At 70.8% G+C, this 22658-nt stretch carries 28 protein-coding genes and 1 other RNA gene; 13 read left to right on the top strand and 16 right to left on the bottom strand.

Features of this window, described 5'->3' with window-relative positions:
* Positions 1 to 39 precede the first annotated feature (39 nt).
* Together JJI54_RS13710 and efp are read right to left on the bottom strand one after the other, a co-directional pair.
* A complete protein-coding gene (locus JJI54_RS13710; RefSeq protein ID WP_203073575.1) occupies positions 40 to 891 on the bottom strand; it encodes an inositol monophosphatase family protein in 852 nt (283 codons plus the stop codon).
* A gap of 113 nt (positions 892 to 1004) precedes the next feature.
* Positions 1005 to 1574 carry an elongation factor P gene (efp, locus tag JJI54_RS13705; protein WP_203073574.1) on the bottom strand — a complete coding sequence of 190 codons (570 nt, stop codon included), beginning with the start codon at positions 1572 to 1574 and terminating at the stop codon, positions 1005 to 1007.
* A 166-nt stretch (positions 1575 to 1740) separates the two neighbouring features.
* Here efp and JJI54_RS13700 point away from each other — a divergent pair, with 166 nt between their 5' ends.
* Together JJI54_RS13700 and JJI54_RS13695 are read left to right on the top strand one after the other, a co-directional pair.
* On the top strand, positions 1741 to 2802 hold the full coding sequence (locus tag JJI54_RS13700) for a hypothetical protein (RefSeq protein WP_203073573.1): 1062 nt from the start codon (positions 1741 to 1743) through the stop codon (positions 2800 to 2802).
* Positions 2803 to 3321: 519 nt separating this feature from the next.
* Positions 3322 to 4239, top strand: coding sequence for a hypothetical protein (locus tag JJI54_RS13695; protein ID WP_203073572.1), 918 nt, complete (start codon positions 3322 to 3324; stop codon positions 4237 to 4239).
* Here JJI54_RS13695 and JJI54_RS13690 read toward each other — a convergent pair whose 3' ends face one another.
* Entirely contained in the window at positions 4240 to 5238 is a 999-nt protein-coding gene (locus JJI54_RS13690; protein WP_203073571.1) for a lysine-2,3-aminomutase-like protein, read from the bottom strand.
* A gap of 38 nt (positions 5239 to 5276) precedes the next feature.
* Between JJI54_RS13690 and epmA the strand changes: the two genes are divergently transcribed.
* Complete coding sequence (epmA, locus tag JJI54_RS13685) at positions 5277 to 6380, top strand: EF-P lysine aminoacylase EpmA (RefSeq protein ID WP_203073570.1); 1104 nt, start codon at positions 5277 to 5279, stop codon at positions 6378 to 6380.
* Positions 6381 to 6456: 76 nt separating this feature from the next.
* Positions 6457 to 6930, top strand: a complete 474-nt coding sequence (locus JJI54_RS13680) for a hypothetical protein (protein ID WP_203073569.1) — start codon at positions 6457 to 6459, stop codon at positions 6928 to 6930.
* Here the strand turns inward: JJI54_RS13680 and JJI54_RS13675 are convergent.
* From JJI54_RS13675 to JJI54_RS13665, 3 genes are read right to left on the bottom strand one after another with little or no spacing between them, the layout of a single operon-like run.
* Positions 6899 to 7648, bottom strand: a complete 750-nt coding sequence (locus JJI54_RS13675; RefSeq protein ID WP_203073568.1) for a sulfite exporter TauE/SafE family protein — start codon at positions 7646 to 7648, stop codon at positions 6899 to 6901. The two genes, JJI54_RS13680 and JJI54_RS13675, sit on opposite strands and share 32 nt — an antisense overlap.
* 42 nt (positions 7649 to 7690) lie before the next feature.
* Positions 7691 to 8413, bottom strand: coding sequence for an FkbM family methyltransferase (locus JJI54_RS13670; protein ID WP_203073567.1), 723 nt, complete (start codon positions 8411 to 8413; stop codon positions 7691 to 7693).
* 59 nt (positions 8414 to 8472) lie between these two features.
* Positions 8473 to 8949 (bottom strand): peptidase S1, encoded by a 477-nt coding sequence (locus JJI54_RS13665; RefSeq protein ID WP_203073566.1) that lies wholly within the window; start codon positions 8947 to 8949, stop codon positions 8473 to 8475.
* A gap of 263 nt (positions 8950 to 9212) precedes the next feature.
* Here JJI54_RS13665 and JJI54_RS13660 point away from each other — a divergent pair, with 263 nt between their 5' ends.
* Positions 9213 to 9587, top strand: coding sequence for a hypothetical protein (locus tag JJI54_RS13660; protein ID WP_203073565.1), 375 nt, complete (start codon positions 9213 to 9215; stop codon positions 9585 to 9587).
* Between the two features lie 10 nt (positions 9588 to 9597).
* Here the strand turns inward: JJI54_RS13660 and JJI54_RS13655 are convergent, their stop codons facing one another.
* A complete protein-coding gene (locus JJI54_RS13655) occupies positions 9598 to 10500 on the bottom strand; it encodes a PhzF family phenazine biosynthesis protein (RefSeq protein WP_226381752.1) in 903 nt (300 codons plus the stop codon).
* A gap of 85 nt (positions 10501 to 10585) precedes the next feature.
* On the opposite strand from JJI54_RS13655, the gene JJI54_RS13650 reads away from it, so the two are divergent.
* Positions 10586 to 11038, top strand: a complete 453-nt coding sequence (locus tag JJI54_RS13650; protein WP_203073564.1) for a hypothetical protein — start codon at positions 10586 to 10588, stop codon at positions 11036 to 11038.
* On the opposite strand, the gene thiE is transcribed toward JJI54_RS13650, so the two are convergent.
* The 5 genes from thiE to JJI54_RS13625 form a co-directional block, all read right to left on the bottom strand.
* Positions 11030 to 11671 carry a thiamine phosphate synthase gene (gene thiE, locus JJI54_RS13645; protein ID WP_203073563.1) on the bottom strand — a complete coding sequence of 214 codons (642 nt, stop codon included), beginning with the start codon at positions 11669 to 11671 and terminating at the stop codon, positions 11030 to 11032. The two genes, JJI54_RS13650 and thiE, sit on opposite strands and share 9 nt — an antisense overlap.
* A 49-nt stretch (positions 11672 to 11720) precedes the next feature.
* Positions 11721 to 12134, bottom strand: a complete 414-nt coding sequence (locus tag JJI54_RS13640; RefSeq protein WP_203073562.1) for a DUF4345 domain-containing protein — start codon at positions 12132 to 12134, stop codon at positions 11721 to 11723.
* A 43-nt stretch (positions 12135 to 12177) separates the two neighbouring features.
* Positions 12178 to 12906 carry a sulfite exporter TauE/SafE family protein gene (locus JJI54_RS13635; protein ID WP_203073561.1) on the bottom strand — a complete coding sequence of 243 codons (729 nt, stop codon included), beginning with the start codon at positions 12904 to 12906 and terminating at the stop codon, positions 12178 to 12180.
* Between the two features lie 125 nt (positions 12907 to 13031).
* A complete protein-coding gene (locus tag JJI54_RS13630) occupies positions 13032 to 13943 on the bottom strand; it encodes a class I fructose-bisphosphate aldolase (RefSeq protein WP_203073560.1) in 912 nt (303 codons plus the stop codon).
* Positions 13944 to 13990: 47 nt separating this feature from the next.
* Positions 13991 to 14461 (bottom strand): hypothetical protein, encoded by a 471-nt coding sequence (locus tag JJI54_RS13625; protein WP_203073559.1) that lies wholly within the window; start codon positions 14459 to 14461, stop codon positions 13991 to 13993.
* 120 nt (positions 14462 to 14581) lie between these two features.
* On the opposite strand from JJI54_RS13625, the gene JJI54_RS13620 reads away from it, so the two are divergent.
* The 6 genes from JJI54_RS13620 to JJI54_RS13595 all read left to right on the top strand — a co-directional run bounded on the left by JJI54_RS13620 (position 14582) and on the right by JJI54_RS13595 (position 17532).
* Positions 14582 to 14812: a hypothetical protein gene (locus JJI54_RS13620; protein WP_203073558.1), complete on the top strand. Its 231-nt coding sequence runs from the start codon at positions 14582 to 14584 to the stop codon at positions 14810 to 14812.
* 2 nt (positions 14813 to 14814) lie between these two features.
* The gene (locus tag JJI54_RS13615; RefSeq protein ID WP_092958122.1) at positions 14815 to 15144 is read left to right on the top strand and encodes a cell division protein ZapA; all 330 of its coding nucleotides are present in this window, start codon (positions 14815 to 14817) and stop codon (positions 15142 to 15144) included.
* A 9-nt stretch (positions 15145 to 15153) separates the two neighbouring features.
* Positions 15154 to 15310: non-coding RNA, 6S RNA (ssrS, locus tag JJI54_RS13610), on the top strand.
* Positions 15311 to 15432: 122 nt separating this feature from the next.
* Positions 15433 to 16011, top strand: a complete 579-nt coding sequence (locus JJI54_RS13605; protein WP_203073557.1) for a 5-formyltetrahydrofolate cyclo-ligase — start codon at positions 15433 to 15435, stop codon at positions 16009 to 16011.
* Positions 16011 to 16832 carry a TIGR00282 family metallophosphoesterase gene (locus JJI54_RS13600; protein WP_203073556.1) on the top strand — a complete coding sequence of 274 codons (822 nt, stop codon included), beginning with the start codon at positions 16011 to 16013 and terminating at the stop codon, positions 16830 to 16832. The genes JJI54_RS13605 and JJI54_RS13600 overlap by 1 nt, the downstream gene beginning before the upstream one ends.
* Positions 16833 to 16956: 124 nt before the next feature.
* Positions 16957 to 17532 (top strand): hypothetical protein, encoded by a 576-nt coding sequence (locus JJI54_RS13595; protein WP_203073555.1) that lies wholly within the window; start codon positions 16957 to 16959, stop codon positions 17530 to 17532.
* Between the two features lie 49 nt (positions 17533 to 17581).
* Here the strand turns inward: JJI54_RS13595 and JJI54_RS13590 are convergent, their stop codons facing one another.
* The 4 genes from JJI54_RS13590 to JJI54_RS13575 all read right to left on the bottom strand — a co-directional run bounded on the left by JJI54_RS13590 (position 17582) and on the right by JJI54_RS13575 (position 21874).
* Positions 17582 to 18538, bottom strand: coding sequence for a hydroxymethylglutaryl-CoA lyase (locus tag JJI54_RS13590; protein WP_203073554.1), 957 nt, complete (start codon positions 18536 to 18538; stop codon positions 17582 to 17584).
* Positions 18539 to 18583: 45 nt separating this feature from the next.
* The gene (gene ppk2, locus JJI54_RS13585) at positions 18584 to 19576 is read right to left on the bottom strand and encodes a polyphosphate kinase 2 (protein WP_226381751.1); all 993 of its coding nucleotides are present in this window, start codon (positions 19574 to 19576) and stop codon (positions 18584 to 18586) included.
* A gap of 76 nt (positions 19577 to 19652) precedes the next feature.
* Positions 19653 to 20396 (bottom strand): metallophosphoesterase, encoded by a 744-nt coding sequence (locus JJI54_RS13580; protein ID WP_203073553.1) that lies wholly within the window; start codon positions 20394 to 20396, stop codon positions 19653 to 19655.
* Complete coding sequence (locus JJI54_RS13575; RefSeq protein ID WP_203073552.1) at positions 20393 to 21874, bottom strand: cryptochrome/photolyase family protein; 1482 nt, start codon at positions 21872 to 21874, stop codon at positions 20393 to 20395. Before JJI54_RS13575 ends, JJI54_RS13580 begins: the two co-directional genes overlap by 4 nt.
* A 150-nt stretch (positions 21875 to 22024) precedes the next feature.
* On the opposite strand from JJI54_RS13575, the gene JJI54_RS13570 reads away from it, so the two are divergent.
* A complete protein-coding gene (locus JJI54_RS13570; protein ID WP_203073551.1) occupies positions 22025 to 22624 on the top strand; it encodes a fasciclin domain-containing protein in 600 nt (199 codons plus the stop codon).
* Positions 22625 to 22658 lie beyond the last annotated feature (34 nt).

Here is a 22658-nt window from a genome sequence, read left to right as displayed (position 1 = left end):
CCGGAATTGACGGGCCTGTCAGCGTGAGGCGCCCCGGGCCTACCGCTCCGCGATGGTGGCGCGGGCGGCCTGGGCGGCGGCGATGCCTTCCGCCACCACTTCCCGGAGCTTCGGGTGCAGCGCCTGGTTGCCGACGACGAGGTCGCCCGTTTCGTAATGCGTGTCGCCGCCGGCGGGGTCGGTGACGAAGCCGCCGGCCTCCTTCACGATGACCAGGCCCGCGGCGATGTCCCACTTGTTGAGGCCGAGTTCCCAGAACCCCTCGTAGCGGCCGGCCGCGACCCAGGCGAGGTCGAGCGCCGCGGAGCCGAAGCGCCGCACGCCCGCGACCTGCGGCATCAGCCGCGCCAGCGTCGCGGTGAATTCGGCCTTGCGCTGCACCTTGGCGAAGGGGATGCCCGTGGCGAAGACGGCCGAGACCATGTCCCGCCGCGCGGAGACGCGCAGCCGCTTGTCATTCAGGTAGGCGCCCATGCCCTTCTCCGCCCAGAAGAGCTCGTTCCCCGCGGGGTTGTAGATGCAGCCGCCGACGAGTTCGGTGGTGTCGCCGACCCGCTTCTCGATGCCCACGGAGATCGCCCAGTGCGGGATGCCGTGCAGGAAGTTGGTGGTGCCGTCCAGCGGATCGACCACCCAGCGCCATTCCCAGTCACCCTCCGCCTGGCCGCCTTCCTCGCCGAGGAAGGCCCAGCCCGGGCGGGCGCGGGACAGTTCCTCCCGCAGCGTCTGCTCGGCGCGGAAATCGGCCTGGCTGACGAAATCGCCCGGGCCCTTCGACGTCACCTGGAGGTTCTCGACCTCCCCGAAGTCGCGCAGCAGGCGGCGCGCGGCCTTCTGCACGGCGCTGACGACGACGGACATGGCGGGGGAGAGGCGAGGGGAGACGGCCATGGTGCGGGCGGGGTCCGGATGCGGGGGTGGAAAGAGCGGAACGGCCCGCCCCCTTGCGGGGTGCGGGCCGGGAAGGCGGTGTCTTGGCCCTGGCCTGGTGCCAGGGCGGGGCGTCAGCCCTTGGCGCGCTCGTAGTAGGAGCCGTCCTCGGTCTTCACCACGATCTTCTCGCCGACCGTGATGAAGGGCGGCACCATGGTCTTCACGCCGTTGGAGAGCACGGCGGGCTTGTAGGAGGAGGCGGCGGTCTGGCCCTTCACGACGGGATCGGCCTCCACAACCTCGAGCACCACCTGTTCCGGCAGGTCCATGGAGACGGGCTCTCCTTCGATCAGGCGGACGTTCACCGTCATGTTCTCGACCAGGAAGGGCAGGCGATCGCCGAGGATTTCCTTCGGCACCTGGGTCTGTTCGTAGGATTCGGGGTCCATCAGGACCAGCATGTCGCCTTCAGTGTAGGAGAAGGTGAATTCCTTGTCCTCGGTCGTCAGGCGTTCGACAGTATCGGCCGTGCGCCAGCGCTGGTCCTTCTTGGCGCCGGAGCGGACGTTGCGCATCTCCACCTGGATGACGGCGGCGCCCTTCCCGGGGATCATGATGTTCTGCTTGAGGATGGTGTAGCGCTGGCCTTCGAATTCGATGACCATGCCGGCACGCATCTGGTTGGCCTGCATCTTCGCCATGGCGGGTGGGCGTCCTGGATCAGCGGGGTGTGGAGTGTGCGGGGGCGCTTACAACGTGGGGGAGGGGAGGGCAAGCGGCGGCGACAGTTCCGCGTCTTGCGCACCAAGAATGATACTATATCGTACCTTTGACTTCGGTCAGTGCGTGCGGTTCGAGGGGAGCCGAATGATCAGGCGGCCAACCGTTTTCGTTGTCGGGGCGGGCGCGAGTAGCGAGTTTGGGTTGCCTGTTGGCTTCGAACTTAAGCAGCGCATCACTAGAGCACTCGCAATTCGAACCGATGCAGGTCGGGTTCAGTCCGGATCAGAGCCTATATTGGCCGCCTTTCGGCGAGCCGTCCGGCTTAAAGATGGTCGACTTGGCGATCTGAACCCACTCGTAGCCGCTGCTAAGAAAATCGTCGCAGGTATGCCGCAGGCAATTTCTATCGACAACTATATAGACGCGCACGGTGGGGATGTGGACATTGAGTTGGCTGGAAAAATCGCCATAGCTGTGGAGTTGCTCGGCGCGGAGGCGAGTTCTAAGCTGACCGCTACAGAGGTCGAGAAAGATTCTTGGGGAGATCCTATACGGAAGCACATAAATTTTTCGAATGTTGAGCACACGTGGCTAGGCGTTCTGCAAAAGATTTTATTTGAGAACGCGAAGAAATCGGATATTTCGCGCATCTTTGAGAATGTTTCATTCATTGTATTTAATTATGACAGATGTATTGAGCATTTCCTTCATCAGGCCGTTACTAATTATTTCTGGATCCCTTCAAAAGATGCTGCCCAGGTTGTAGCACGAATTCCTATTTATCACGTGTATGGAGCCATCGGTCGGCTCGCATGGCAGAGCGGTGAATTGCCCGAAATAGGATACGGCGCTTCCGCTGACGAAAGCAAAATTCTTGCTGCAGCAAGAAAGATAAAAACCTTCACCGAGGGATTGGCTGATCAAGCCTTAAGTGAAGGCATAAAGATGGCGGTTCGCCGAGCGGAGAATTTGCTGTTTCTGGGCTGTGCGTTTCATCCGAAGAATATTGAATTTCTTCGCGATTCAGGTAATGCGCGCGGCGTTGACGTGATGGGCACAGCCGTCGGTCTGTCTGCGCCTAACATTGAGATGATATCGGATATGCTGTATGATATCCTTGAAGGAAACAGCGGGCGCTCGCCAATTTTGAGGCCGGATTTGAAATGTGCGGGCCTTTTGTCAGAATACTCGCGACGCCTGTCGTGAGCGTTGAGAACAAATTGCGGTCTCGGCGCACGTTATGGGTGTTTATTGGAAAATTCTGACGAAAACATCCACGAATGCGACGGCCTAAATTTATGCGGAGGCGAAGGGGGCAATAAATACCCCTACTGCGAGGGTCTAGCGTAAGTGCAATGGTACGCCGGTTCGGTGGGGTCGATATCCGCTGTTCCACTAACAGTTCCGCGCATGAAGCCGTGCAGCCCAGCCGCGGCATCGGTCGTTGGCGCCGGCGCCGTCACCACCGCCACGACCCTGCCGCGCTTGGTTACCTCAACTCGCTCCCACTCTCGGGCATGTAGCCGGTCTAGCAGTTCGAGGCATCGGACCTTGAACTCAGTAGCGCTGATTCGCTTGGCTTCAGACATTGGAGCGCTCAGATCGTCATCGCGCCTGATTCTATCGACCCGCGCGCAACACGCGCAACACATTCCCCCGCCGCCCCCGCGCTAGCCTCCCGGCCCACCGGCGCCCCGCCCGGCCGCAGCCAGGAAGCCCGCCCGCATGACCTACTATTCCCCCGCCGCCTATGCCGGCCTCTACCACGCCATCCCCATCGCCGATCCGCGCCTCGGCATCTCCGTCACGCTCGACATCCAGCGCTACGTCAATGGATGGACGCCGGAGAACCAGGCCGAATACTACGTCCTGCTCTCCAAGCTCGCCGCCAAGCTCAAGCTGAAATCCCCCGCCGCCGTCCGCGCCCAGTCGCAGCCCTTCTTCATCAAGGGGCATGATTCGCTGATCAACCCGGCGGAGGAGTGGTACGACCCCTCCCTCTCCCGCGCCTATGCCTGCCGCGCCTCCCCGGACGAGATCGCGGATGCCGTGCGGCTCGCGCATTTCTGCGGCATGACCAACGGCAACCCGAAGGCCTATGGGGAGAAGTGGTTCGGGCTGGACTGCAACACCTTCGTCGGCAACTGGCTCGGCATCTCGCCCTCCTCAGCCATCTTCGCCTACGCCACCGGCTACGGGAAAAGCGAGAAGCTGCTGGGCGCCACGCCCGACGTCTATGCCACGCGCAACCGCCTGCCGCTCGACCTGGTCACGGACGCGGCCGCGATCACCGAGGGCACGGTCGCCTGCACCTTCGGGGAGAAGGATTCCCGGGGTTTCCGCTGGCGGCACATCGCCCTGGTGGAGAAGTGCGAGCTCGTGCAGGGCTCCACCTACAACCTCTGGCTCGCGGAATGGGGAACCAAGGGCAACATCGAGAAGCACCGCACGCCGCCCGGCAAGCCGAAGCAGGTGCAGATCACGTCCGGCAAATTCTGTGCGGAAATGCCGACCAAGGAGGTCCTGGCCTTCGATGGCACGGACCCCGGCGGCAAGCCCGCCAAGCGCATCTTCTTCGATGGCAGCAGCCTGGATGACCTGCCGCATCGCGGCTGGCATGTCGGCGGGGTGTACGGCGTGTAGCTAGCCGACGTCCCACACCGGCCCCAGCGGCACCTTCCCCGCGCCGCCCGGCCGTTCCTGGACATAGGTCGGCCAGGCCAGGCCCGTGACGCGGTGGCGGAGCTGGCGGAGCAGGGCGCGGCCTTCCTCCGGCGGAACCTCGAACCGCGCCGTCCCGGGGGCGTGGTCCAGCTGGTGCAGGTAGTAGGGCTTCACGCGGTGGCGCAGCATGGCGCGGAACAAATCCTCCAGCGCCTCCGCGCTGTCATTCACGCCGCGCAGCAGCACGGATTGGCCGAGCAGTACCACGCCCGCCTGCGTCAGCCGGCGTAGCGCGGTGGCGGCATCCGCGGAAAACTCCCGCGCATGGTTGGCATGGACGCAGAGGTAGAGCGGCTTCTCCGTGGCCAGCGCCTCGGCCAGCGCCGCCGTCACGCGGGCGGGGTCGGCGACGGGCACGCGGCTGTGGATGCGCAGGATCTCGACATGCGGGATGGCGGCCAGCCGCGCCAGGATGGCGCCCAGGCGCCGAGGCGACAGGATCAGCGGATCGCCCCCGGTCAGGATCACCTCCCGCACATCAGGTGTGCGCTCGAACCAGGCGAGCGCCGCCTCCAGCGCCGCCTCCGTCAGCAGCCCGCCATCGGGGCCCACCACCTCCCGCCGGAAGCAGAAGCGGCAATAGACGGGGCAGGCGAGGAGCGGCTTCAGCAGCGCCCGGTCGGGGTAGCGATGCACCACGCCGGGAAGCGGCGTGAAGGGTTCGTCGGCGGTCGGGTCCAGCACCTCATGCGGGGCCGTGACCAGTTCCTCGGCGCGCGGGATGTATTGCGCGGCGATGGGGTCGGCGGGGTCGGCGGCATCGATCAGCGCCGCCATGGCGGGCGTCACCGCGATGGAATAGCGCGCCTGCACCGCCTCCAGCCCCGGCACGGCGGCGGCCGGCACCAGGCCGGCGGCGGCCAGGCCGGCGGCATCGCGGATGGTGCGGGTGTGGTGGGGGGCGGGCGCTTCGGGCATGATCGCGCCCCCTAAACCGCAATGCGGGGCGCGCGTCCATGGCCGAGGCCGCTAATCATCCCTGGGCCAGGCTCCAGGCCCGGCTGCCCTTCCTCCGGCGCCGCGCGCGCCTCACCGCCGATGTGCGCGCCTTCTTCGCCGGCCGCGGCTATGCGGAGGCCGAGACGCCCTGCCTGGTGCCGGTGCCGGGGATGGAGGTGCATCTGCGCGCCTTCGCCAGCGCCTATGAACCGCATCTCGGCGTCGGGGCCCGCCTGCCGCTCTGGCTCCGCACCTCGCCCGAACTCGCGCTGAAGCGGCTGCTGGTCGGCGGATCGGGGAAGGTCTTCGAACTGGCGCGGGTGTGGCGGAACGGGGAGGCGAGCCCGCGCCACGCGCCGGAATTCACCATGCTCGAATGGTATGCGCCGGGGCAGGGGATGGCCGCGCTGATGGAGGAGACGGAGCTGCTGCTGCGCTCCGTGGCACCCCGCCATGTCGCGCATGGCGATGCCGCCTGCGACCTCTCGCTGCCCTTCGAGCGTCTGACCATGGCGGAGGCCTTCAGCCGCCATTGCCGGGGCATGGACATCCTCGGCACCGTCGATCCCGCGACCGGGGAGGGCGATGCCGCGACGCTGCGCGCCAATGCCGCCCGCGTCGGCCTGCATGTGCCGGAGACGGATGGGTGGGAGGACGGGTTCTTCCGCCTGATGCTGGAGCGGGTGGAACCGCATCTCGGCCGCGGGCGCGCGACCTTCCTGACGCATTGGCCGGCGCCCCAGGCCGCGCTGGCGCGGCGCGACCCGCGCGATGGCCGCGTGGCGCTGCGGTTCGAGCTCTTCGTGGCAGGGCTCGAACTCGCCAATGCCTTCGATGAGCTGACGGACCCGGTGGAGCAGCGCGCGCGCTTCGAACGCGACGTGGCGGCGCGGCGCGCGGAAAGCGGGGAGGAAGGCTGGGGCGTCGATGAGGAATTCCTCGCGGCGCTGGAGGCGGGGATGCCGGAGGGCGCGGGCATCGCGCTCGGCTTCGATCGCCTGGCGATGCTGGTGGCCGGCGCGCGGGATATCGAGGATGTGCTGTGGCTGCCCGCGGTGGCCCGCGACGCGCCGCTCGCGCTGCCGCCGCCGGTCAGGCTGCTGGCCGCGCCGGAACGCTGAATCCCGTTACGCCAACAGCGGTTTCCGCAACCGATCCCGCCGGCCGGCGTTGCCCGCGCCAATGGGGGATGAAGCCATGGGCCTGCATTGGGCGCGCCTTGTCGTGGTGGGGTTGCTGGTGCTGGCGCTGGCGGGGCCGATCGGCCATGTGCTGGAAGCGCCGGGCAAGTGGAACCTGCCGCCGGATGTGTGGCTGACGGTGCAGCAGCGCATGTATGCGGGCTACGCCATCATCGGCGCCGTCGGCTATGTCGGCGCGCCGATCGCCTGCCTGGCGCTAGCCTGGTGGCGGCGGGGGACGGAGGAAGGGCACGTCGCCTTGCTCGCCACGCTGCTGATCGTCGCGGCCTTCATGACCTGGTGGGTGGTGGTCGCACCGGTCAATACGCTCATCGCCGGGGCGCGCCTCGGCGCCATCCCGCCGGACTGGGTGAATTGGCGCCGGCAATGGCAGGCGGGGCACGCCGCCTGCGCCCTGCTGGTGGCAACCGCGCTGGCGTTGCAGGTGAACGCCCTGATCAGCCCGCCAGCCCGTCCCACAGCAGCTTGAGCCCCGTCGCCACCAGCAGCAGGTGGCACCACCAGTATAGCCGCTTCTGGTCCAGCCGCTGGTGCAGCGTCCAGCCGCCCCAGACGCCGAGCCACACGAAGGGCAGGCAGGCCGCCATCAGCAGCCAGGTCCCGGGCGTCGGCGGTGCCGCCATCAGCCAGGGGCCGACCTTCAGCAGGTTGGCGATGGTGAAGTAGATGCTGGTGGTGCCGGCATAGACGGCCTTGGGCAGTTGCAGCGGCAGCAGGTACATCGCCAGCGGCGGCCCGCCGGAATGGGCCAGCATGGTGGTGATGCCGGATGCCGTGCCCGCCGCCACCCCGCGCAGCGCGCTGCGGGGCCGCGGCGCGACCTCCCCCTGGCCGAGGAAATACTTCGCCGCGAAGCCCAGCGTGACCACGGCCATCGCCAGCGCCACGCCATCGCGCGGCAGCAGCGCCACGATGGCGGTGCCGATGACGACGCCCATGGCCAGCCCCGGCAGCAGCACCTTGAGGTCGGGCTTCGACCAGGTGCCGGGCTTCCAGTAGCGGAAGGCCGCCACATCCATCGCCAGGAACAGCGGGGCCAGCATGGCGCCGGCCTCCACCGGGTCCATCGCCAGCGCCAGCAGCGGGATGCCGAGCAGCGCGAAGCCGCCGCCGAAGGCGCCCTTCAGCCCCGCGATCAGGGTGGTGGCGACGGGCGCGAGCAGCCAGGCGAGCCAGGAATGATCCATGCCGCGCCAGCGTCCCGCGCCGTCGCCGGTCACGCAAGCCGGTCACGCAAGCCGGGCGATGACCTCCGCCTGCCGTTCCACCGGCCAGGCATAGAAGGTGAAGATGTAGGGGTCGGAGGCCGCGAACACCGCGGGATCCGGCGACGCCACCTGCATCGTCGCGGCATCGAAGGTGGCGAGGGGTTGGAAGGCGGCGGCGTGGTGGTAGTGGACGGCGTAGCCCAGGCCCTCCAGCAGCGCCGGTACGTCCCGCGTGCTGCCCGCGCGGTGGCGTTCCTCCACCTCCAGGCTCAGCACGGGGCGGCAGCGGCGCAGCGTCTCCGCGGCTCCGCGCAGCACCTCCTCCTCGAACCCCTCGGCATCCACCTTCACATGCGCCAGGTCATGCAGGCCGAGGCTGTCGATGGTCACGACCTCCACCGCATGCCGTTCGACGGTGACGGAGCCGAAGCCGGCATAGTCCTTGGCCGCGCTCGCCCATTGCTCCTGCACCACGCCATCGAGCACCGGGACCGAGAGCGTGAGCCGCCCCGGCGCCGCGCCGAGGGCTTCGCGGCGCAGCGCGACATGCGCGGGCACGGCGCCGCCATGCGCGGCGCGGATCGCGGCATCGAGCCGCGCGAAGGCGCTGGGCAGCGGCTCGAAGGCCAGCACCTGGCTGCGCGGCAGGGCCGCGAAGGGCAGGGTGAGCAGCCCGTCATGCGCGCCGACATCCAGGATGGTGCCGCCCTGGTGCAGGCGCGTGTGGAAGGTCAGCTCATCCATGGTCTCGCCCGCGCCGTGATGCCCGCCCGCATGTGGGGCGGGCACCGCGCCGCGTCAGGTCAGCGGGCCGGTGGAATCTCGCTGATCCGCAGCTGTGCCGGCACGCGGCTGCCGCGGTCGTAATGGCCGATCCAGATGTCGTACTGGCCGGATTGCGGGTTGCGGAACACCAGGCCCGCATTGGTGCTGCCGGCATGGTCGTCGTTGCAGGCCCATTGCCCGTTCGGCAGGTTCACCACCAGCGTGACATCGGCGCGCGAGACGGCGGAGATGTAGAGCGGCAGCCCCTGCCCGGCGCGGTAGTTCAGCCGCACATCCGGCGCATCCGCGATGGAGCCCACGCATTGCGATCCGCCCAGCCGTTCGGCGGGCAGGTTGCCGCCCGCCGTCACCGCCACCACCGTCGGGTCCGGCGCGAAATTGGCGCTGAGGTTGAGCGTTCCGAAGGAAGGGGGCCGGTTGAAGTTCTGCGCCAGCACCGGTGCGGCGAGGAGAAGGGCGGCCGCGGCGGCGGCGGCCAGGGTGTGACGGGGCATGGTCTTCCTCCTGGGGCGCCGGGACGGCGCACGGTTGGCCGCCCGTTTCGCGTCGAGGGCGGGCCATCCGGGCGCCGTCCGCCCTAGGCGCCGTGAGGCGACGGCGAAGCCTAGAACGATCCGGCTTCGTTGCGGAAGCGACCGGTGCCGGTTTCGTGGCGCGCGCCCGGCGCGGGGATTCCGCCGCGCGTTGCATCCAGGGCGCCTGCCGGCCCGTAGCTTGGGGGCAGGGTGCAGGACCCTGCCGCAACGGGGACCACGCCATGCAGCACCGATCCATCCTCTCCGCCCTGCTGGTCGCGCTGGCCGCGGCCGCGCCGGCACGGGCCCAATCCCCCGCCGACTTCGCCGCCTGGCCGCCGCTGGAACGGCGGTTCGAGAGCACGGGCGGCGGCGGCTGGATGATCGACGACTACGACCCCGTCCGCGTCGGTGGGGAATGCCGCACGGATTTCACCGCCGTCTCCCCGGCCGGGGAGCGCATCCTGAACACCGTCGTCTTCGATGCCGTGCCGGTCGCGGGCGGCGGCGTGCTCTGCACCAATGGCCGCTGGCGCGGGCTGGATGGCAGCGGCGCCGGCACCACGCCGCTGCGCGTCTTCATCCGCGCGGATGGGGCCCGCTTCCGGTCGCCCTGATGGCGGGGCGCTACAGGTACAGCCAGCCCCGGCTGACGGCGACGACGCCGCCGCCGACCGAGACGCGGATCGCGCCGGCCTCCCGCCACGCCGTCACGTCCAGCTGGCTGGGCCGGCCCATCTCCATGCCCTGCTCGATCGAGAGGACCAGGCGATCGCCGCCGCCGCGGTGCAGCAGCAGGCCGCCCAGCGCGACATTGGCGGAGCCCGTCGCCGGGTCCTCCGCCATGCCGCCCAGCGGGGCGAACATGCGGCTGCGCAGCCGCACCACCCCCTCCGCCTCCCCCTGGCGGCAGAAGAGGTGCAGCCCGATGGCGAGGCCGGGCGGCAGGTGCCGCCGGAAGGCGGCCACATCGGGCTCCGCGGCGGCGAGCGTCGCCTCATCCGCCACCTCCGCCACCGCGAAGGGCGTGCCGCAGGATGCGATGACGGGATCCCCCACGCCGCCCGGCAGCCCGGCGCAGGCGGCCATGGCGGCGGGATCCAGCGCCTGGCCGAGCGTGAAGGGCTTCGGCGCGGTGATGGTGGCGGCCACCACATGCCCGGTCTCGTCCCGCCCCAGCGTCGCCTCCACGCGCCCCGCCGCCTGGTCCAGCCGCAGCCGGTCCCCCTGGATGCCGAGGTAGCGCGCCACCAGCACGGCGGCGCCGACATTGGGATGGCCCGCGAAGGGCAGTTCCATCGCGGTGGTGAAGATGCGGATCCGCGCGGTGGCGGTGGGTTCGTCCGCCGCCTCCACGAAGACCGTCTCGCTGAGGTTGAACTCCCGCGCCACCGCCTGCATGACCGCGGTGTCCAGCCCGGCGGCATCGCGCACGACGGCCAGCGGGTTGCCGCCGAAGCGGCGGTCGGTGAAGACGTCGCAGGTCTCATAGGCCAGGCGCATCGCGGGATCCTCCAGGTCGGGCGGCATGCGCCGGCCCGGCACCGTGGGTCAAGGCACCGGGGGTCAAGGGAGGCAGCGTGACCCGGATGGCGGCCCGTGGCAGGGTCGGCGCATGGGTTCCCAATTCCTCGCACGCGTCACCGGCAGCGGCCTGCGGCGGCTGGCGGCCGGCATCCTGCTAGCCTCCCTTGCCGCCATGGCGGTCGGCGTGCCGGCCATCGCGCTGCTGGCCATGCTGCGCGGGGAGGCCGCGATGCCCGAGGACGCCGCGGCGTGGCGGGCGGCGCTGGACCTCTGGCTCGATTCGCTGCCGCTGCTGCCCTTCGCCATGCTCTTCACCCTGCTGGGCGGGCTGCCGATGCATCTGGGCCTGGCCGCGATCCGCCGCCAGGGCCTGCTGGCCTGTGCGCTGGCGGGGGCGCTGGGCGGTGGCCTGCTGCTGGGCGGGCTGATCGGCGGCGCCGGCGCCGGGCTGGGCTGGCGGCCCTTCCTGCAGGGGGCGGCGATCGGCGCGGTGGCGGGGCTCGTCTTCCGCGCGGTCTGGCGGCCCTCCCGCTCAGGCTGAGGCGATCGCCGCGTTCATCGCGCGCACGCCGGCGGCGGGGCCCTCCGGATGGCTCCACACCGCGCCGACCACGGCCAGGAAATTGGCCCCCGCGCGGACCAGCGGCGCGCAATTCGCCGCGGAAATCCCGCCGATGGCGACTGAGGGGAGCTCGAACATCTCGCTCCACCATTCCAGGATCTCGGGGTCGGCGTGGTGCTTCGCGTCCTTGGTGGTGGTCGGGAAGAAGGCCCCGAAGGCGACGTAGTCCGCGCCCGCCTCCCCGGCCTCCATCGCCAGGTGGCGGGAAGCATGGCAGGTCACGCCGATCGTCGCCTCCGCCCCCAGCAGCTTGCGCGCCGCGGCCGGGTCGCCATCCCCCTGGCCGAGATGCACGCCGTCGCAGCCCGCGCGCTTCGCCAGGTCCATCCGGTCATTCATCAGCACGGCGACGCCGGCGGCCTGGCCGATGGGCAGGATCACCTCTGTCGCGCGCAGGATGGCCTCGTCCGGCACGTCCTTCAGGCGGATCTGCAGCGCGGCGACATCCCCGGCATCCAGGGCGCGGCGCAGGCTCTCCGCGAAGCCCGGCAGGTCCGGCAGCGCGGGCGGGGTGATGAGGTAGAGGCGGCAGTCTCGTTCGGGCGCGGGCATGGGCGGGATGTCGCGCGCCGGCGGCGGCTTGGGAAGGGGGCGTCGCGCCTCAGGCGCCACCCAGCCAGCGATAGAGGTCCGCCGGGCGCGGATCGGCCTCCGCCTCCACCCTCGATGCGCGCCACCACAGCCACAGCCCGGGCGTGACCACCAATTCCATGCCCAGCGCCAGCAGATGCGGCATCGGCGGCCGCCCATGGCCGAGCACGCCCATGAGCCGCGCCAGCCCCCCCAGCGCCACGATCAGCACCAGGATGGTGAAGACCCCGCCGCGCCGCTTCATGTCCGCCGCGCACCACCAGGCGAGGATGCCAAGGCCGAGCAGCAGGCCCGAGAGGTAGCGCAAATGGCTGTCCGTCGCCGGGCCGGCCGGCTCACCCAGGAACCCCGCGCCGCTCACCACCCCGGCGGCGCCGGCGATCAGGGGAACCAGGGCGGCAATACGGATCGCGAGGATGAGCATGCCCGCGATACGCGCGATGACGGCGATTGGATGCAACGCACAATCACGATACTGCGCGCCAGGCAAGCTGCGCGCCGATGCCGAGCAGCGCCAGGAAGAACAGCCGCCGGAACAGCGCCGCCGCGATGCGCCCGCGCAGCCGCGTGCCGATCGCCATGCCGAGCAGCGCCGGCGGCAGGGCGAGCAGCGAGCCGAGCGAGGTCGCGGGCGTCACCGCGCCCGCCCAGGCCAGCGCCAGGCCGAGCGCGACGGTCGCCGCCAGGAAGGCGAGCCCCAGCGCCTGCACCAGCGCATCCCGCGCCAGGCCGAGCGCGCCCAGCCAGGGCACCACCGGCATGACGAAGACGCCGGTGGCGCCGGTGATGACGCCGCCCAGCAGGCCGACCGGCAGGGCGGAAAGCCGCTCCGCCCGCTTCGGCAGAAGCAGCGGGGGCGAGACGAGGCCCCAGGCGGCATAGGCCACCAGCGCGGCCCCGAGCAGGCCGAGCGCCGCCGGGCCGCCCGCCGTCAGCAGGCCTATGCCCGCGAAGCAGCCGGGCACCAGCGCCGCCAGCATGGGCCAGAGCCGGAGCAGCAGCGGCCGCAGCGCCGGCCCCGCGCATTGCATGACGTTGGTGGCGAGGGAGGGCAGCAGCAGCAGGGAGGCCGCCTCCGCCGGCGGCATCACCAGCGCCAGCAGGCCGATGGAGATGGTCGGCAGGCCAAGCCCGATGATGCCCTTGGCGAGCCCGGCCAGGAGGAAGACGAGGAGGATGAGGGGAAGGTTGTCCATGGCTCATCCTGGCCCGCGCCGCGCCGGCCATGCTTCGGCCCGGCCCGAAACGGCCCCTCCCTGGACGACAAAGGCGGCGGGGTTCCCCCCGCCGCCCTCGCGACCGCCTGCCAGGGGCAGGGCGATCAGTTCTTGTAGACGTCGATGATCGCGTTCAGCAGCGCCACCGCTTCCGCCTTCGGGCGCTGGAAGGCGTTGCGGCCCATGATGGAGCCGTTGCCGCCGCCGGCATGGATGGCGCGGACCTCCTTCAGGATGTCCTCCTGCCCCTTCGCCTCGCCGCCGGAGAACACCACCAGGCGACGGCCGCCGAAGCAGGCCTGCACGATATGCGCGAAGCGCTTCGCGGCATCGTCCTCGACCGGGTTCTTCGTGTAGGTGGCCTTGGCGGCATCCAGGCTGATCGCCGCGGTCGGCGGCTTCACCTTGATGATGTGCGCGCCGGCCAGCGCGGCCATGTGCGCGGCATAGGCGCAGATGTCGAGCGCGGTCTCGCCGACCTTGTCCAGCATCGGGCCGCGCGGATAGGACCACACGACGACGGCGAGGCCGACGGACTTCGCCTCCTCCGCCAGCTCCCGCAGCTCCTCCATCATCTCGAACTGGTATTCGGAGCCCGGATAGATGGTGAAGCCGATGGCGGAGCAGCCGAGGCGCAGCGCATCGCCGATCGTCGCCGTCACGGCCTGGTCCTTGGTGGTGGACAGGCTGTTGCTGCTGTTCATCTTGAGGATGGTCGGGATGCAGCCGGCATAGGTGGCGGCGCCGGCCTCGATCATGCCGAGCGGCGCGGCATAGGCGTTGAGGTCGGCTTCCAGCGCCAGCTCGAACAGGTAGCGCGGGTCATAGGCCGCGGGGTTCGGCGCGAAGCTGCGGGCGGGGCCATGCTCGAAGCCCTGGTCCACCGGCAGGATCACCATGCGGCCGGTGCCGCCGAGCTTCCCCTGCATCAGGATGCGGGCGAGGTTGGCCTTCACCCCGGGGTTGTCGCTCTCGTACCAGGACAGGATTTCCTGGACCTTCGGCGTCAGGCGCATCGTGGAATTTTCCTCGGTCTACGGCGGTTGCGGGCTTGGCCGGGGGTCTAGCGCAGGTGTCCGCGCGTGTCATCCGGCGGAACGGCCAGCCAGGCGGCGAGCCGTGCCTTTCCGGCGGCGCGGCGGAGGTCGAGCGACCGGGCCTCGAGCGCCGGGGGGCGGCCGGGAAGCAGGGCTGCGCCGCCTTCCGCGCAGGCCGCGGCGATGGCCGCGAAGGCGGGCGAGGACCCATCAAGCACGATGCCGCGACAACCCGCGCGCAACGCCGCCAGCGCATCGCCGGGCGCCCGGCCGCAGCACAGCAGATCCGCCGCCGCCACGCCGGGATGCGCCGCGCGCGCGGAATCGACCAGGACGCGCCAGGCGCGGGGGCCGAGGAAGCCGGCGGCGCCCTCGGCCGAGAGCAGCGTCACGCCGCGCGGGCCCGCCAGCGACAGCGCGGCCATCGCCTCCGCTGGCGACACCACCGTGACGGCGGGGGGAAAGGGGGCGGCGAAGGGCAGGGGACTCGCGCTCACCGTTGACCCGCAGGGCCTTGCATGCAAAGCGTTGCAGCATGCCGGCAACGTCTGCGGCAAGCGCCCTTGGCGCCGCGCGGGCACCGGCATCGGATCAGGCTTGGGGGCTTCGGAACAACCGTGTCAGGGGCACGCGCGGCAGGTGCGGGGATCGATGCCGGGGGCGATCCGACGGGTCGCGCCCTGGCGCGGCTTGAAGCGGCGGTGGAGCGCCTGGCGGATGCCGCGGCCCGGCCGAGGCCGGAGGCGGTCGCTGGCGAAGGCGTGTCCCGCGCCGCGGTTGCGGCCATCGCCGACAGGCTGGACGAGACGATTGCGCGGCTTCGCGCGGCGCTCGGAGAGGATCAGTAGGCATGGGTCAGGTCACCGTCCGCGTTGGCGGCTACAGCCACCCCGTTTCGTGCGAGGACGGGCAGGAGGCGCATCTCGTCTCCCTGGCGGCCGAGGTGGACAAGCGCGTCAATTCCATCAAGGCGATGGGCGGGCAGTTCGGCGAAAGCCGGCTGATCCTGCTGGGCGCGCTGCTGCTGGCGGATGAGGTGCATGACCTGAAGGTGGCGCTCGCCCAGGCCCGCGCCGGCCAGGTGGCGGCGGCGCCGCAGCCCGATCCGCGGCTGGCGGAGCGCCTGGCCCGCATCGCCGACCGCATCGAGGGCATTGCCCAGACCCTCGACCGCCCCTAACTAGGATCGGCGGGGCTGCCCGGTTGGTGAGGCACTTTAACCCCCGGGGCCAATGAGCATCCTCCGGGGACTGGCGCTGTCCGGACCGTGGTCCGGGTATCTGGTTCCCACCTGCAACAGCAGGTCTCAGGAGGGTTATCACGCCCACGGCCATGGTGGCTCCGCGCTTGTTCCTGCCTCAATCGCCGGCGCCCGCTCCGCGGGCTTGGCTTTCGCGCCGACGCACTGTCGCGCAGGTGGCGTTGTTGCGCTGCGCGCGGGCCCGCTGTCGCGGGCCGAAAGAACTCGATGCTCTGTCCCGTCCTGCTCGCTGAACTGAAGGCCGAGGCGCGGAAGGCCGCGCTGGCGCGGCGGCTGGGGCAGGACGCCCTGGCCTGCGGCGCGGCGCTGGCGGACCACCTGCTGCGGGACCTGCCGCCGCCCCCCGGCGCCACCGTGGCCGGCTTCTGGCCCATGGGGCCGGAGATCGATATCCGCCCGCTGCTGCAGGCCCTGCACGAACGCGGCCACCCCATCGCGCTGCCGGTCACGCCGAAGCGCGGCCAGCCCCTCCATTTCCGCCGCTGGCGGCCCGGCGACGCGCTGGCGCGCGGGCCGATGGGCACGTCGCAGCCGGGGGCGGAGGCCGAGGCGCTGGTCCCGGACTGGCTGCTGGTGCCGCTTCTGGCCTTCGACCGCGCCGGCCGGCGCCTCGGCTATGGCGGCGGCTATTACGACCGGACGCTCGCCACGCTGCCCGCCGCGGTGGCCATCGGTACCGCCTTCGCGTGCCAGGAGGTTGACGAAGTGCCCGCGGGGCCCGAGGACGCGCTCCTCGCCGCGATCGTTACCGAGCGTGGTGTCATCCGCGCCGGAGTGCCTGGCTGATGCGTATCCTCTTCCTGGGCGACCTGGTCGGCCGTTCCGGCCGCGATGCCGCCGGCGTGGCCATCCCCCTGCTGCGCGAAAGGCTGGCCTTGGACCTTGTCGTGGTGAATGGGGAGAATGCCAGCCACGGCTTCGGCCTGGCGCCCGACATGGCGCGGGCGCTTTTCACGGCGGGCGCCGATGTCATCACCCTCGGCAACCATGCCTGGGACCGGAAGGAGATCATCCCCTATATCGAGGGGGAGCCCCGCCTGATCCGCCCGATGAACTACCCGCCCGGCACGCCGGGGAAGGGCGGCTTCGTGGCCGTTCTGCCGGATGGCCGGAAGGCTCTCGTGATGCAGGCCATGGGCCGGCTCTTCATGGACGCGCTGGACGACCCCTTCCGCGGCGTGCAGGCGATGATCGCGCCGCACCGCATGGGCGCGGGCGGCACGGTGCAGGCCATCATCCTCGATTTCCATGCGGAGGCGTCGTCCGAGAAGCTGGCCATGGGGCACAGCTTCGACGGCAAGCTCTCCCTCGTGGTAGGCACCCACACGCATACGCCGAGCGCCGACCACCAGGTGCTGCCGGGCGGCACCGCCTACCAGACCGATGCCGGCATGTGCGGCGACTATGACAGCGTGATCGGCATGCAGAAGGGCGCCGCCGCGCTGCGGTTCTGGAAGAAGGTGCCGGGCGAAAAGCTGGCCCCGGCGGAGGGCGAGGCGACGGTCTGCGGGCTGTTCGTCGAGACCGATGACGCGACGGGCCTCGCGCTGCGGGCGGAGCCGGTGCGCATGGGCGGGCGGCTGAGCCAGGCGATGCCGGTGGCCTGACCGCCTTTGATCGCTTTTTCGTGATCAGGGAACCGTATCGTTCCCGAACCATTGCGTTGGAAGTGATGCGCGGCCAGCATCGCCTTGATGCATCTCGCATCGATGGAATACCATGAAGCGACTATTGTCCCTGCTCATGCTGGCCACGCTGCTGCCGGCTTGCGCAACCATCACCACCGGAACGTCGCAGAACGTCTCCATCATCACCGAACCGCCGGGAGCCACGTGCCAGCTGGTCCGCTCCGGCAATGTGGTCGCGGTCGTCAATCCGACGCCGGGCACGGCGAATGTCAGCAAGTCCGGGCAGGACCTTGCGGTGAACTGCACGCGGTCTGGCTCGATGCCGGCGGTCCAGACCGTGTCGTCGCAGTTCCAGGGCATGACGGCCGGGAACATCCTGCTGGGCGGGTTCATAGGCCTCGCGGTGGACGCGGCCTCCGGCGCGATGGCGCAGTATCCCGCGACTGTCACCGTCATCCTGCCACCGCAGCAATTCGCCTCCCTGGCTGAACGCGACAGCTTCTTCGATGCGCGGGTCGCGGCGGTCCAGCGGGATTTCGCGGAACGCATCACGCAGGCCCGCAGCAGTTGCAACTCGAGCGATCCCGGCTGTGGGCCCCGCATTGCCGCGATCGAGGCGGAGCGGGACGCGGTGCTCGCCCAGCTCGCGACCCAGCGATCCACCGCGCGCGTGACATGACTATCCGGAAGCGCCGGGCGGGAACGCCCGGCGCTTCAAGCCCTGCCGCCTAGGCCGCGCGCCGGAACCTGGCCAGCGTCCCGCTGCGCAGCAGAGTGCTCGGCAGGCGGTGGCCGACCACATCCTCCGCCAGGCGCCCGGCCTCCACCAACGCGTCAAGATCGACGCCGGTCTCGATCCCCATCTCCTGGCACAGCAGCACCAGCTCCTCGCTGGCGATGTTGCCCGGCGCGCCGGGCTGGCCGGCGAAGGGGCAGCCGCCCAGCCCGCCCACCGTCGTGTCGAAGCGGTGGATGCCCATGCGTAGCCCCGCATGGGCATTGGCGATGCCGAGGCCGCGGGTGTCGTGCAGGTGCAGGATGATCGACAGGTCCGGCCAGCGGCTCCGAACCTCCGCAACCACGCGCTCGATCCGCGCGGGCGTCGCCCAGCCCATGGTGTCGGCCAGCGTCGCTTCGGGCAGCGACAGGCCATGCGCCGCCCCGATGGCGAAGGCATCGTCCAGCGCCTGGATCACGGCCCCCACCGGCACGTCGCCCGCATAGTTGCAGCCGAAGGCGGCCTGCACGCTGATGCGCGTCACCGGCACGCCCGCTTCCTGGTGGGCGCGGACATTGACGTGCTGCGCCTCGATGTTCTTCGCGCGGTCGCGGTTGAGGTTCTTCAGCGAGAAGGCCTCGCTGGCCACCACCGTCACCGCCGTCTCCACCTTCATCCGGTCGCGGAAACTGAGCGCGCGGTTCATGCCGGCGGCGTTGAACCACAGCGCGGTGTAGGTCACGCCCGGCCTGGGGTCGAACCCCGCCGCCACCTGCTCCGCATCCGCCCAGCCCGGCACGATCTTCGGGCTGACGAAGGAACAGACCTGGATGTGGTGGAGCCCGGTCGCCGACAGCGCATCCACCAGCGCGATCTTGCGCGCGGTCGGGATCGGGCCGGGCTCGATCTGGAAGCCCTCCCGCGGGCCTTCCTCCCGGATCTCCACGCGCGTCGGCAGGTCGGTCATGGCGGGTCCTCCGGCGGTCTCTCTACCCCGCCGGCGGCCTGGCCGCTACTTCGCCGCGCGGCGCTGGTCCGGATGCAGCGCGGTGCCGAGGATGTGGGCCGACCGGCCGATCACATGCCCCGCGCCGCCAACGATCAGCGGATCCGGCGCGTGCACCACCGCCTCATCCTTGCCGGCATAGGGCAGGGCGTGCAGGAAGAAGCGCATCGCTTCCAGCCGCGCGCGGCGCTTGTCGTTCGACTTCACGATGGTCCAGGGCGCGTCGGCGGTGTCGGTGTAGAAGAACATCGCCTCCTTCGCCTCGGTGTAGTCGTCCCATTTGTCGAGGCTCGCCTTGTCGATCGGCGAGAGCTTCCACTGCTTCAGCGGATCGGTCTCCCGCGCCTCGAACCGCTTGAGCTGTTCGTCCCGCGTGACGCTGAACCAGAACTTGAAGAGGCGGATGCCCGAGCGTGTCAGCATCCGTTCCAGCTCCGGCGCCTGGCGCATGAACTCCAGGTACTCGGAGGGGGAGCAGAAGCCCATCACCCGCTCCACACCCGCGCGGTTGTACCAGGAGCGGTCGAAGAAGACCATGTCGCCGCCGGCCGGCAGGTGCTGGACGTAGCGCTGGAAGTACCATTGCGTGCGCTCGCGCTCGTTCGGCTTCTCCAGCGCCACGACGCGCGCGGCGCGCGGGTTCAGGTGTTCCATGAAGCGCTTGATGGTGCCGCCCTTGCCGGCGGCGTCGCGGCCCTCGAACAGGATGACGATGCGTTCGTTGGCGTCCTTCACCCAGGCCTGCGCCTTGAGCAGCTCCACCTGCAGCGGCTTCACCCGCGCCAGGTATTCCTTCTCGGTCAGGCGGGTGGCGTAGGGGTATTCGCCGGTCTCGAAGGCGCGGCGCACCGCCTCGGGGTCATGCCGCGGCGGAGAGCGGCGATGCGGGCGCACCAGGTCGGCCGCCGCATGCGCGATGCTGGCCGCGCCTTCCGGCGCCGGTTCGGGAAGCAGCGGTGCGGCCGCGGGAAGGGGCGGGGTGGGGCCGTCTTCGGTCATGGCGGGCGTCTCCATCACGGGCGCAGGCTGCGCCGGGCCGGGCGAGGCCACGATGATCTGCATCAAGCGGGCGGCGTCACGCCCAGGCGGGCATGTCGATCCAGGCGAGGTGCCCGCCCTTGCCCGCGCCGCAATCCACGAAGATGGCGCGGCCGCCCTGCGCGCCCTCCGCGACATAGGGCCGGCCATCCGTGCTGCGCCGGTCATGGCCGCAGACCACGACCATGTCCGCCGGGATGCGGTCCACCCAGTCATGCACCCGGTCGGGGAAGCCATCGGGGCGCATGCGGCCCGTGACCTGGCCATAGAGGGCGCGGGTCATCAGCCCCTGCGCCTTGCGTTCGCCGGCATCGGGCGGCGGCGCGCTGTGCAGCATGCCGGGGTGGAAGCCTCCATGCACGAAAAGCCGCCCGCCATCATGGATCCAGGCCGGCGCGCGGGCGATCTCCTCCACCGCCCGGGCCTTCAGCGCCGCCCCGTCCGGGGCCGCGTCCAGCTGCGCGAGCGTCCGGTGCAGCCCCTCCGGCTGGCCGCGCACCGGCGCGCCCGTCAGCGCCCGGCGCAGCTTGTGGTCATGGTTGCCCAGGATGAAGAGGCCGCGGCCCTCGTCGATCAGCGCGAACATCCGGCGCAGCACCTCCGGGCTGTCGGGCCCGTGGTCGGTCAGGTCGCCGAGCTGGATGATGAACATGTCCTCGGCCAGCGCGCCCTCGATCGCGTGGATGAAGGCCTCCGCATCGCCATGCACATCCGCGACCACGCGCAGCCCCGCGAAGCCGCGCCAGAGATGGCCGACCGGGGTCGGCAGGGGGTGCGTCACCGGTCCGCTCCGGCCGGCAGCGCCTCGGGCTTCCGCAGCGCCGCGAAGGCCGCCAGGGCGCGGGCGCGGCCCTCCGCATGGTCCACCACCGGGCGCGGATAGCTGGCGCCGAGCCGGATGCCGCAGGCCGAGAGGATGCCCGCCGGCGCCTCCCACGGCTTGTGGATGAAGGCCGCCGGCAGCTTCGCCAGTTCGGGCACCCAGCGGCGGACATAGGCGCCCTCCGGGTCGAACTTCTCGCCCTGCAGCACCGGGTTGAAGACGCGGAAATAGGGCGCCGCATCCGTCCCGCAGCCCGCCACCCACTGCCAGGACGCGCTGTTGGAAGCGAGGTCGGCATCCACCAGCGTGTCGTGGAACCAGGCCTCGCCGGCCTGCCAGGGCTGCATCAGGTGCTTCACCAGCAGGCTCGCCGCGATCATGCGCACGCGGTTGTGCATCCAGCCCACCTGCCAGAGCTGCCGCATGCCGGCATCGACGATGGGGTAGCCGGTGCGGCCCTGCTGCCAGGCTTCCAGCAGGGCCTGGTCGGGCGCCCAGGGGAAGGCGTCGAACTCCCCTCGCAGGGCGCGCGCCGGCATCTCCGGCCGGTGCCACAGCAGGTGATAGGCGAATTCCCGCCAGAGGATCTCCTTCAGGAAGGTCTCCGTCGCCCCCGCCGCCGCGCCCGCCGCCCGCGCCGCGTGCCAGACCTGGACGGGCGAGACCTCGCCCCAGCGGAGATGGGGCGAGAGGCCCGAGGACCCCTCGATGCCCGGCAGGTTGCGGTCGCTGTCGTAGCGGCCGAGCGCCTTCGCGGTGAATCGCGCGATCCGCGCGGCGGCCCCTTCCTCCCCGGGCTGCCACGGCGCGCCGAAGCCCTTCGCCCAGTCGGGCTCCCCCTTCACGGGATAGAGGGCGAGGCTTTCCAGCGTCTCGCCCCCCGCGGGCGGCTCCACCCCCGGAATGCGGTCCGGCGCGGGCAGGGGGGGCGGCGGGTCGCCGGCGGCCAGCAGGGTCTTCGCGAAGGGCGAATAGACGGCATAGGGCTTGCCGCTGCCCGATCCGAAGCCGTGCGGCTCCCGCAGGATTGCCGTGGTGTGAAGGTGCAGCGCCCGCCCCGCGCCCTGCAGCGCCTCATGCACCCGGCGGGATTGCTCCCGCGCCCAGGGTTCGTAGCCGCGGCCGGCATGCACCTCCGCGGCGCCGGTCGCGGCGGCCAGCGCCGGGATCACCGTCTCCGCCCGTCCCTTCGCCAGCAGCAGGGGCGCGCCCCGCGCGGCCAGGGCACGCCCCAGCGAATCGAGGCTGCCCTTCAGCCACCACCGCGCGGCCCCGCCATGCGCCCAATCCCCGGCCGCCGTGTCATCCAGCACGAAGACCGGCAGCACGCGGCGGCCGCCGGCCATCGCGGCCTGCAGGGCCCGGTGGTCGGAAAGGCGGAGGTCGTGGCGGAACCACAGCAGGGCGGGGGGAGGGGAGGCGGCGTTCGCAGTCATCCCCCTCATGTAGGACGAAACGCGCGCGGCGCGAGCATGCCGAGAGAACCATCGCGGGTTCGCCGCGTTGGATGGCCGACCGCGAGAGACCGGAACGACCACCCCCGGTGGATGCCTGGCCTTGCGGGAAACGGAACAAGGATGAGACGCATGATCCCGATGCAGAGGCGCGGGCTGTTCACGCTCGCCGCGGCGGGCGCCGCGATGGGGGCCGGCCTGGCCGCGCCGACGGTGCTGCGCGCCCAGACGCAGCTTCGCACGCTGGCCGATACGCTGGCGGGCGACAACCGCTTCACCGAATTCCTCAACCTGATCACCCGCGGCTCCATGGTGGAGAAGTTCCGCCAGGCGGCGCCGATGACGGTCTTCGCGCCGATCGACGCGGCCTTCGCGGGCGCGCCTTCCGGCCTGATCGACCAGCTGCTCGGCGGGTCCCAGTCCAATGAGAACCGCAACGAGGTGGATCGCCTGCGCCTCGGCGCGCTGATCGACTACCACACCGTCCCGGGCGCGATCCGCGCGGCGGAGCTGACCGGCGACCGGCGCCTGCGCACGGTGAACGGCGCCGATATCGCGCTGTCCTCCGCCAATGGCCGCGTGTCGGTGCAGAACCCGGCGCCGGCGCAGCAGATCGCGGGCTTCGGCGCGGCGGGTGCCAATGTCTCCGCCCGTCCGGCGCAGGTGGTGCAGGCCGATATCCTGGCCAGCAACGGCATCATCCATGCCATCGACCAGGTGATCTGGCCGTAAGGGGCGCCTGACCCCATCCAACCCTCCCCCGCCA

It is taken from the genome of Falsiroseomonas ponticola (assembly GCF_016805305.1).
GTDB classification, from domain to species: Bacteria; Pseudomonadota; Alphaproteobacteria; order Acetobacterales; family Acetobacteraceae; genus Falsiroseomonas; species Falsiroseomonas ponticola.
This window is presented reverse-complemented; position numbering and strand designations above follow the sequence as displayed.

Bases quoted from the DNA above. Each gene is read 5' to 3' on its own strand.
- JJI54_RS13710 (WP_203073575.1), bottom strand. From the start codon at position 891: ATGGCCGTCTCCCCTCGCCTCTCCCCCGCCATGTCCGTCGTCGTCAGC.
- efp (WP_203073574.1), bottom strand. From the start codon at position 1,574: ATGGCGAAGATGCAGGCCAACCAGATGCGTGCCGGCATGGTCATCGAA.
- JJI54_RS13700 (WP_203073573.1), top strand. From the start codon at position 1,741: ATGATCAGGCGGCCAACCGTTTTCGTTGTCGGGGCGGGCGCGAGTAGC.
- JJI54_RS13695 (WP_203073572.1), top strand. From the start codon at position 3,322: ATGACCTACTATTCCCCCGCCGCCTATGCCGGCCTCTACCACGCCATC.
- JJI54_RS13690 (WP_203073571.1), bottom strand. From the start codon at position 5,238: ATGCCCGAAGCGCCCGCCCCCCACCACACCCGCACCATCCGCGATGCC.
- epmA (WP_203073570.1), top strand. From the start codon at position 5,277: ATGGCCGAGGCCGCTAATCATCCCTGGGCCAGGCTCCAGGCCCGGCTG.
- JJI54_RS13680 (WP_203073569.1), top strand. From the start codon at position 6,457: ATGGGCCTGCATTGGGCGCGCCTTGTCGTGGTGGGGTTGCTGGTGCTG.
- JJI54_RS13675 (WP_203073568.1), bottom strand. From the start codon at position 7,648: ATGGATCATTCCTGGCTCGCCTGGCTGCTCGCGCCCGTCGCCACCACC.
- JJI54_RS13670 (WP_203073567.1), bottom strand. From the start codon at position 8,413: ATGGATGAGCTGACCTTCCACACGCGCCTGCACCAGGGCGGCACCATC.
- JJI54_RS13665 (WP_203073566.1), bottom strand. From the start codon at position 8,949: ATGCCCCGTCACACCCTGGCCGCCGCCGCCGCGGCCGCCCTTCTCCTC.
- JJI54_RS13660 (WP_203073565.1), top strand. From the start codon at position 9,213: ATGCAGCACCGATCCATCCTCTCCGCCCTGCTGGTCGCGCTGGCCGCG.
- JJI54_RS13655 (WP_226381752.1), bottom strand. From the start codon at position 10,500: ATGCCGCCCGACCTGGAGGATCCCGCGATGCGCCTGGCCTATGAGACC.
- JJI54_RS13650 (WP_203073564.1), top strand. From the start codon at position 10,586: ATGGGTTCCCAATTCCTCGCACGCGTCACCGGCAGCGGCCTGCGGCGG.
- thiE (WP_203073563.1), bottom strand. From the start codon at position 11,671: ATGCCCGCGCCCGAACGAGACTGCCGCCTCTACCTCATCACCCCGCCC.
- JJI54_RS13640 (WP_203073562.1), bottom strand. From the start codon at position 12,134: ATGCTCATCCTCGCGATCCGTATTGCCGCCCTGGTTCCCCTGATCGCC.
- JJI54_RS13635 (WP_203073561.1), bottom strand. From the start codon at position 12,906: ATGGACAACCTTCCCCTCATCCTCCTCGTCTTCCTCCTGGCCGGGCTC.
- JJI54_RS13630 (WP_203073560.1), bottom strand. From the start codon at position 13,943: ATGCGCCTGACGCCGAAGGTCCAGGAAATCCTGTCCTGGTACGAGAGC.
- JJI54_RS13615 (WP_092958122.1), top strand. From the start codon at position 14,815: ATGGGTCAGGTCACCGTCCGCGTTGGCGGCTACAGCCACCCCGTTTCG.
- JJI54_RS13605 (WP_203073557.1), top strand. From the start codon at position 15,433: ATGCTCTGTCCCGTCCTGCTCGCTGAACTGAAGGCCGAGGCGCGGAAG.
- JJI54_RS13600 (WP_203073556.1), top strand. From the start codon at position 16,011: ATGCGTATCCTCTTCCTGGGCGACCTGGTCGGCCGTTCCGGCCGCGAT.
- JJI54_RS13590 (WP_203073554.1), bottom strand. From the start codon at position 18,538: ATGACCGACCTGCCGACGCGCGTGGAGATCCGGGAGGAAGGCCCGCGG.
- ppk2 (WP_226381751.1), bottom strand. From the start codon at position 19,576: ATGACCGAAGACGGCCCCACCCCGCCCCTTCCCGCGGCCGCACCGCTG.
- JJI54_RS13575 (WP_203073552.1), bottom strand. From the start codon at position 21,874: ATGACTGCGAACGCCGCCTCCCCTCCCCCCGCCCTGCTGTGGTTCCGC.
- JJI54_RS13570 (WP_203073551.1), top strand. From the start codon at position 22,025: ATGATCCCGATGCAGAGGCGCGGGCTGTTCACGCTCGCCGCGGCGGGC.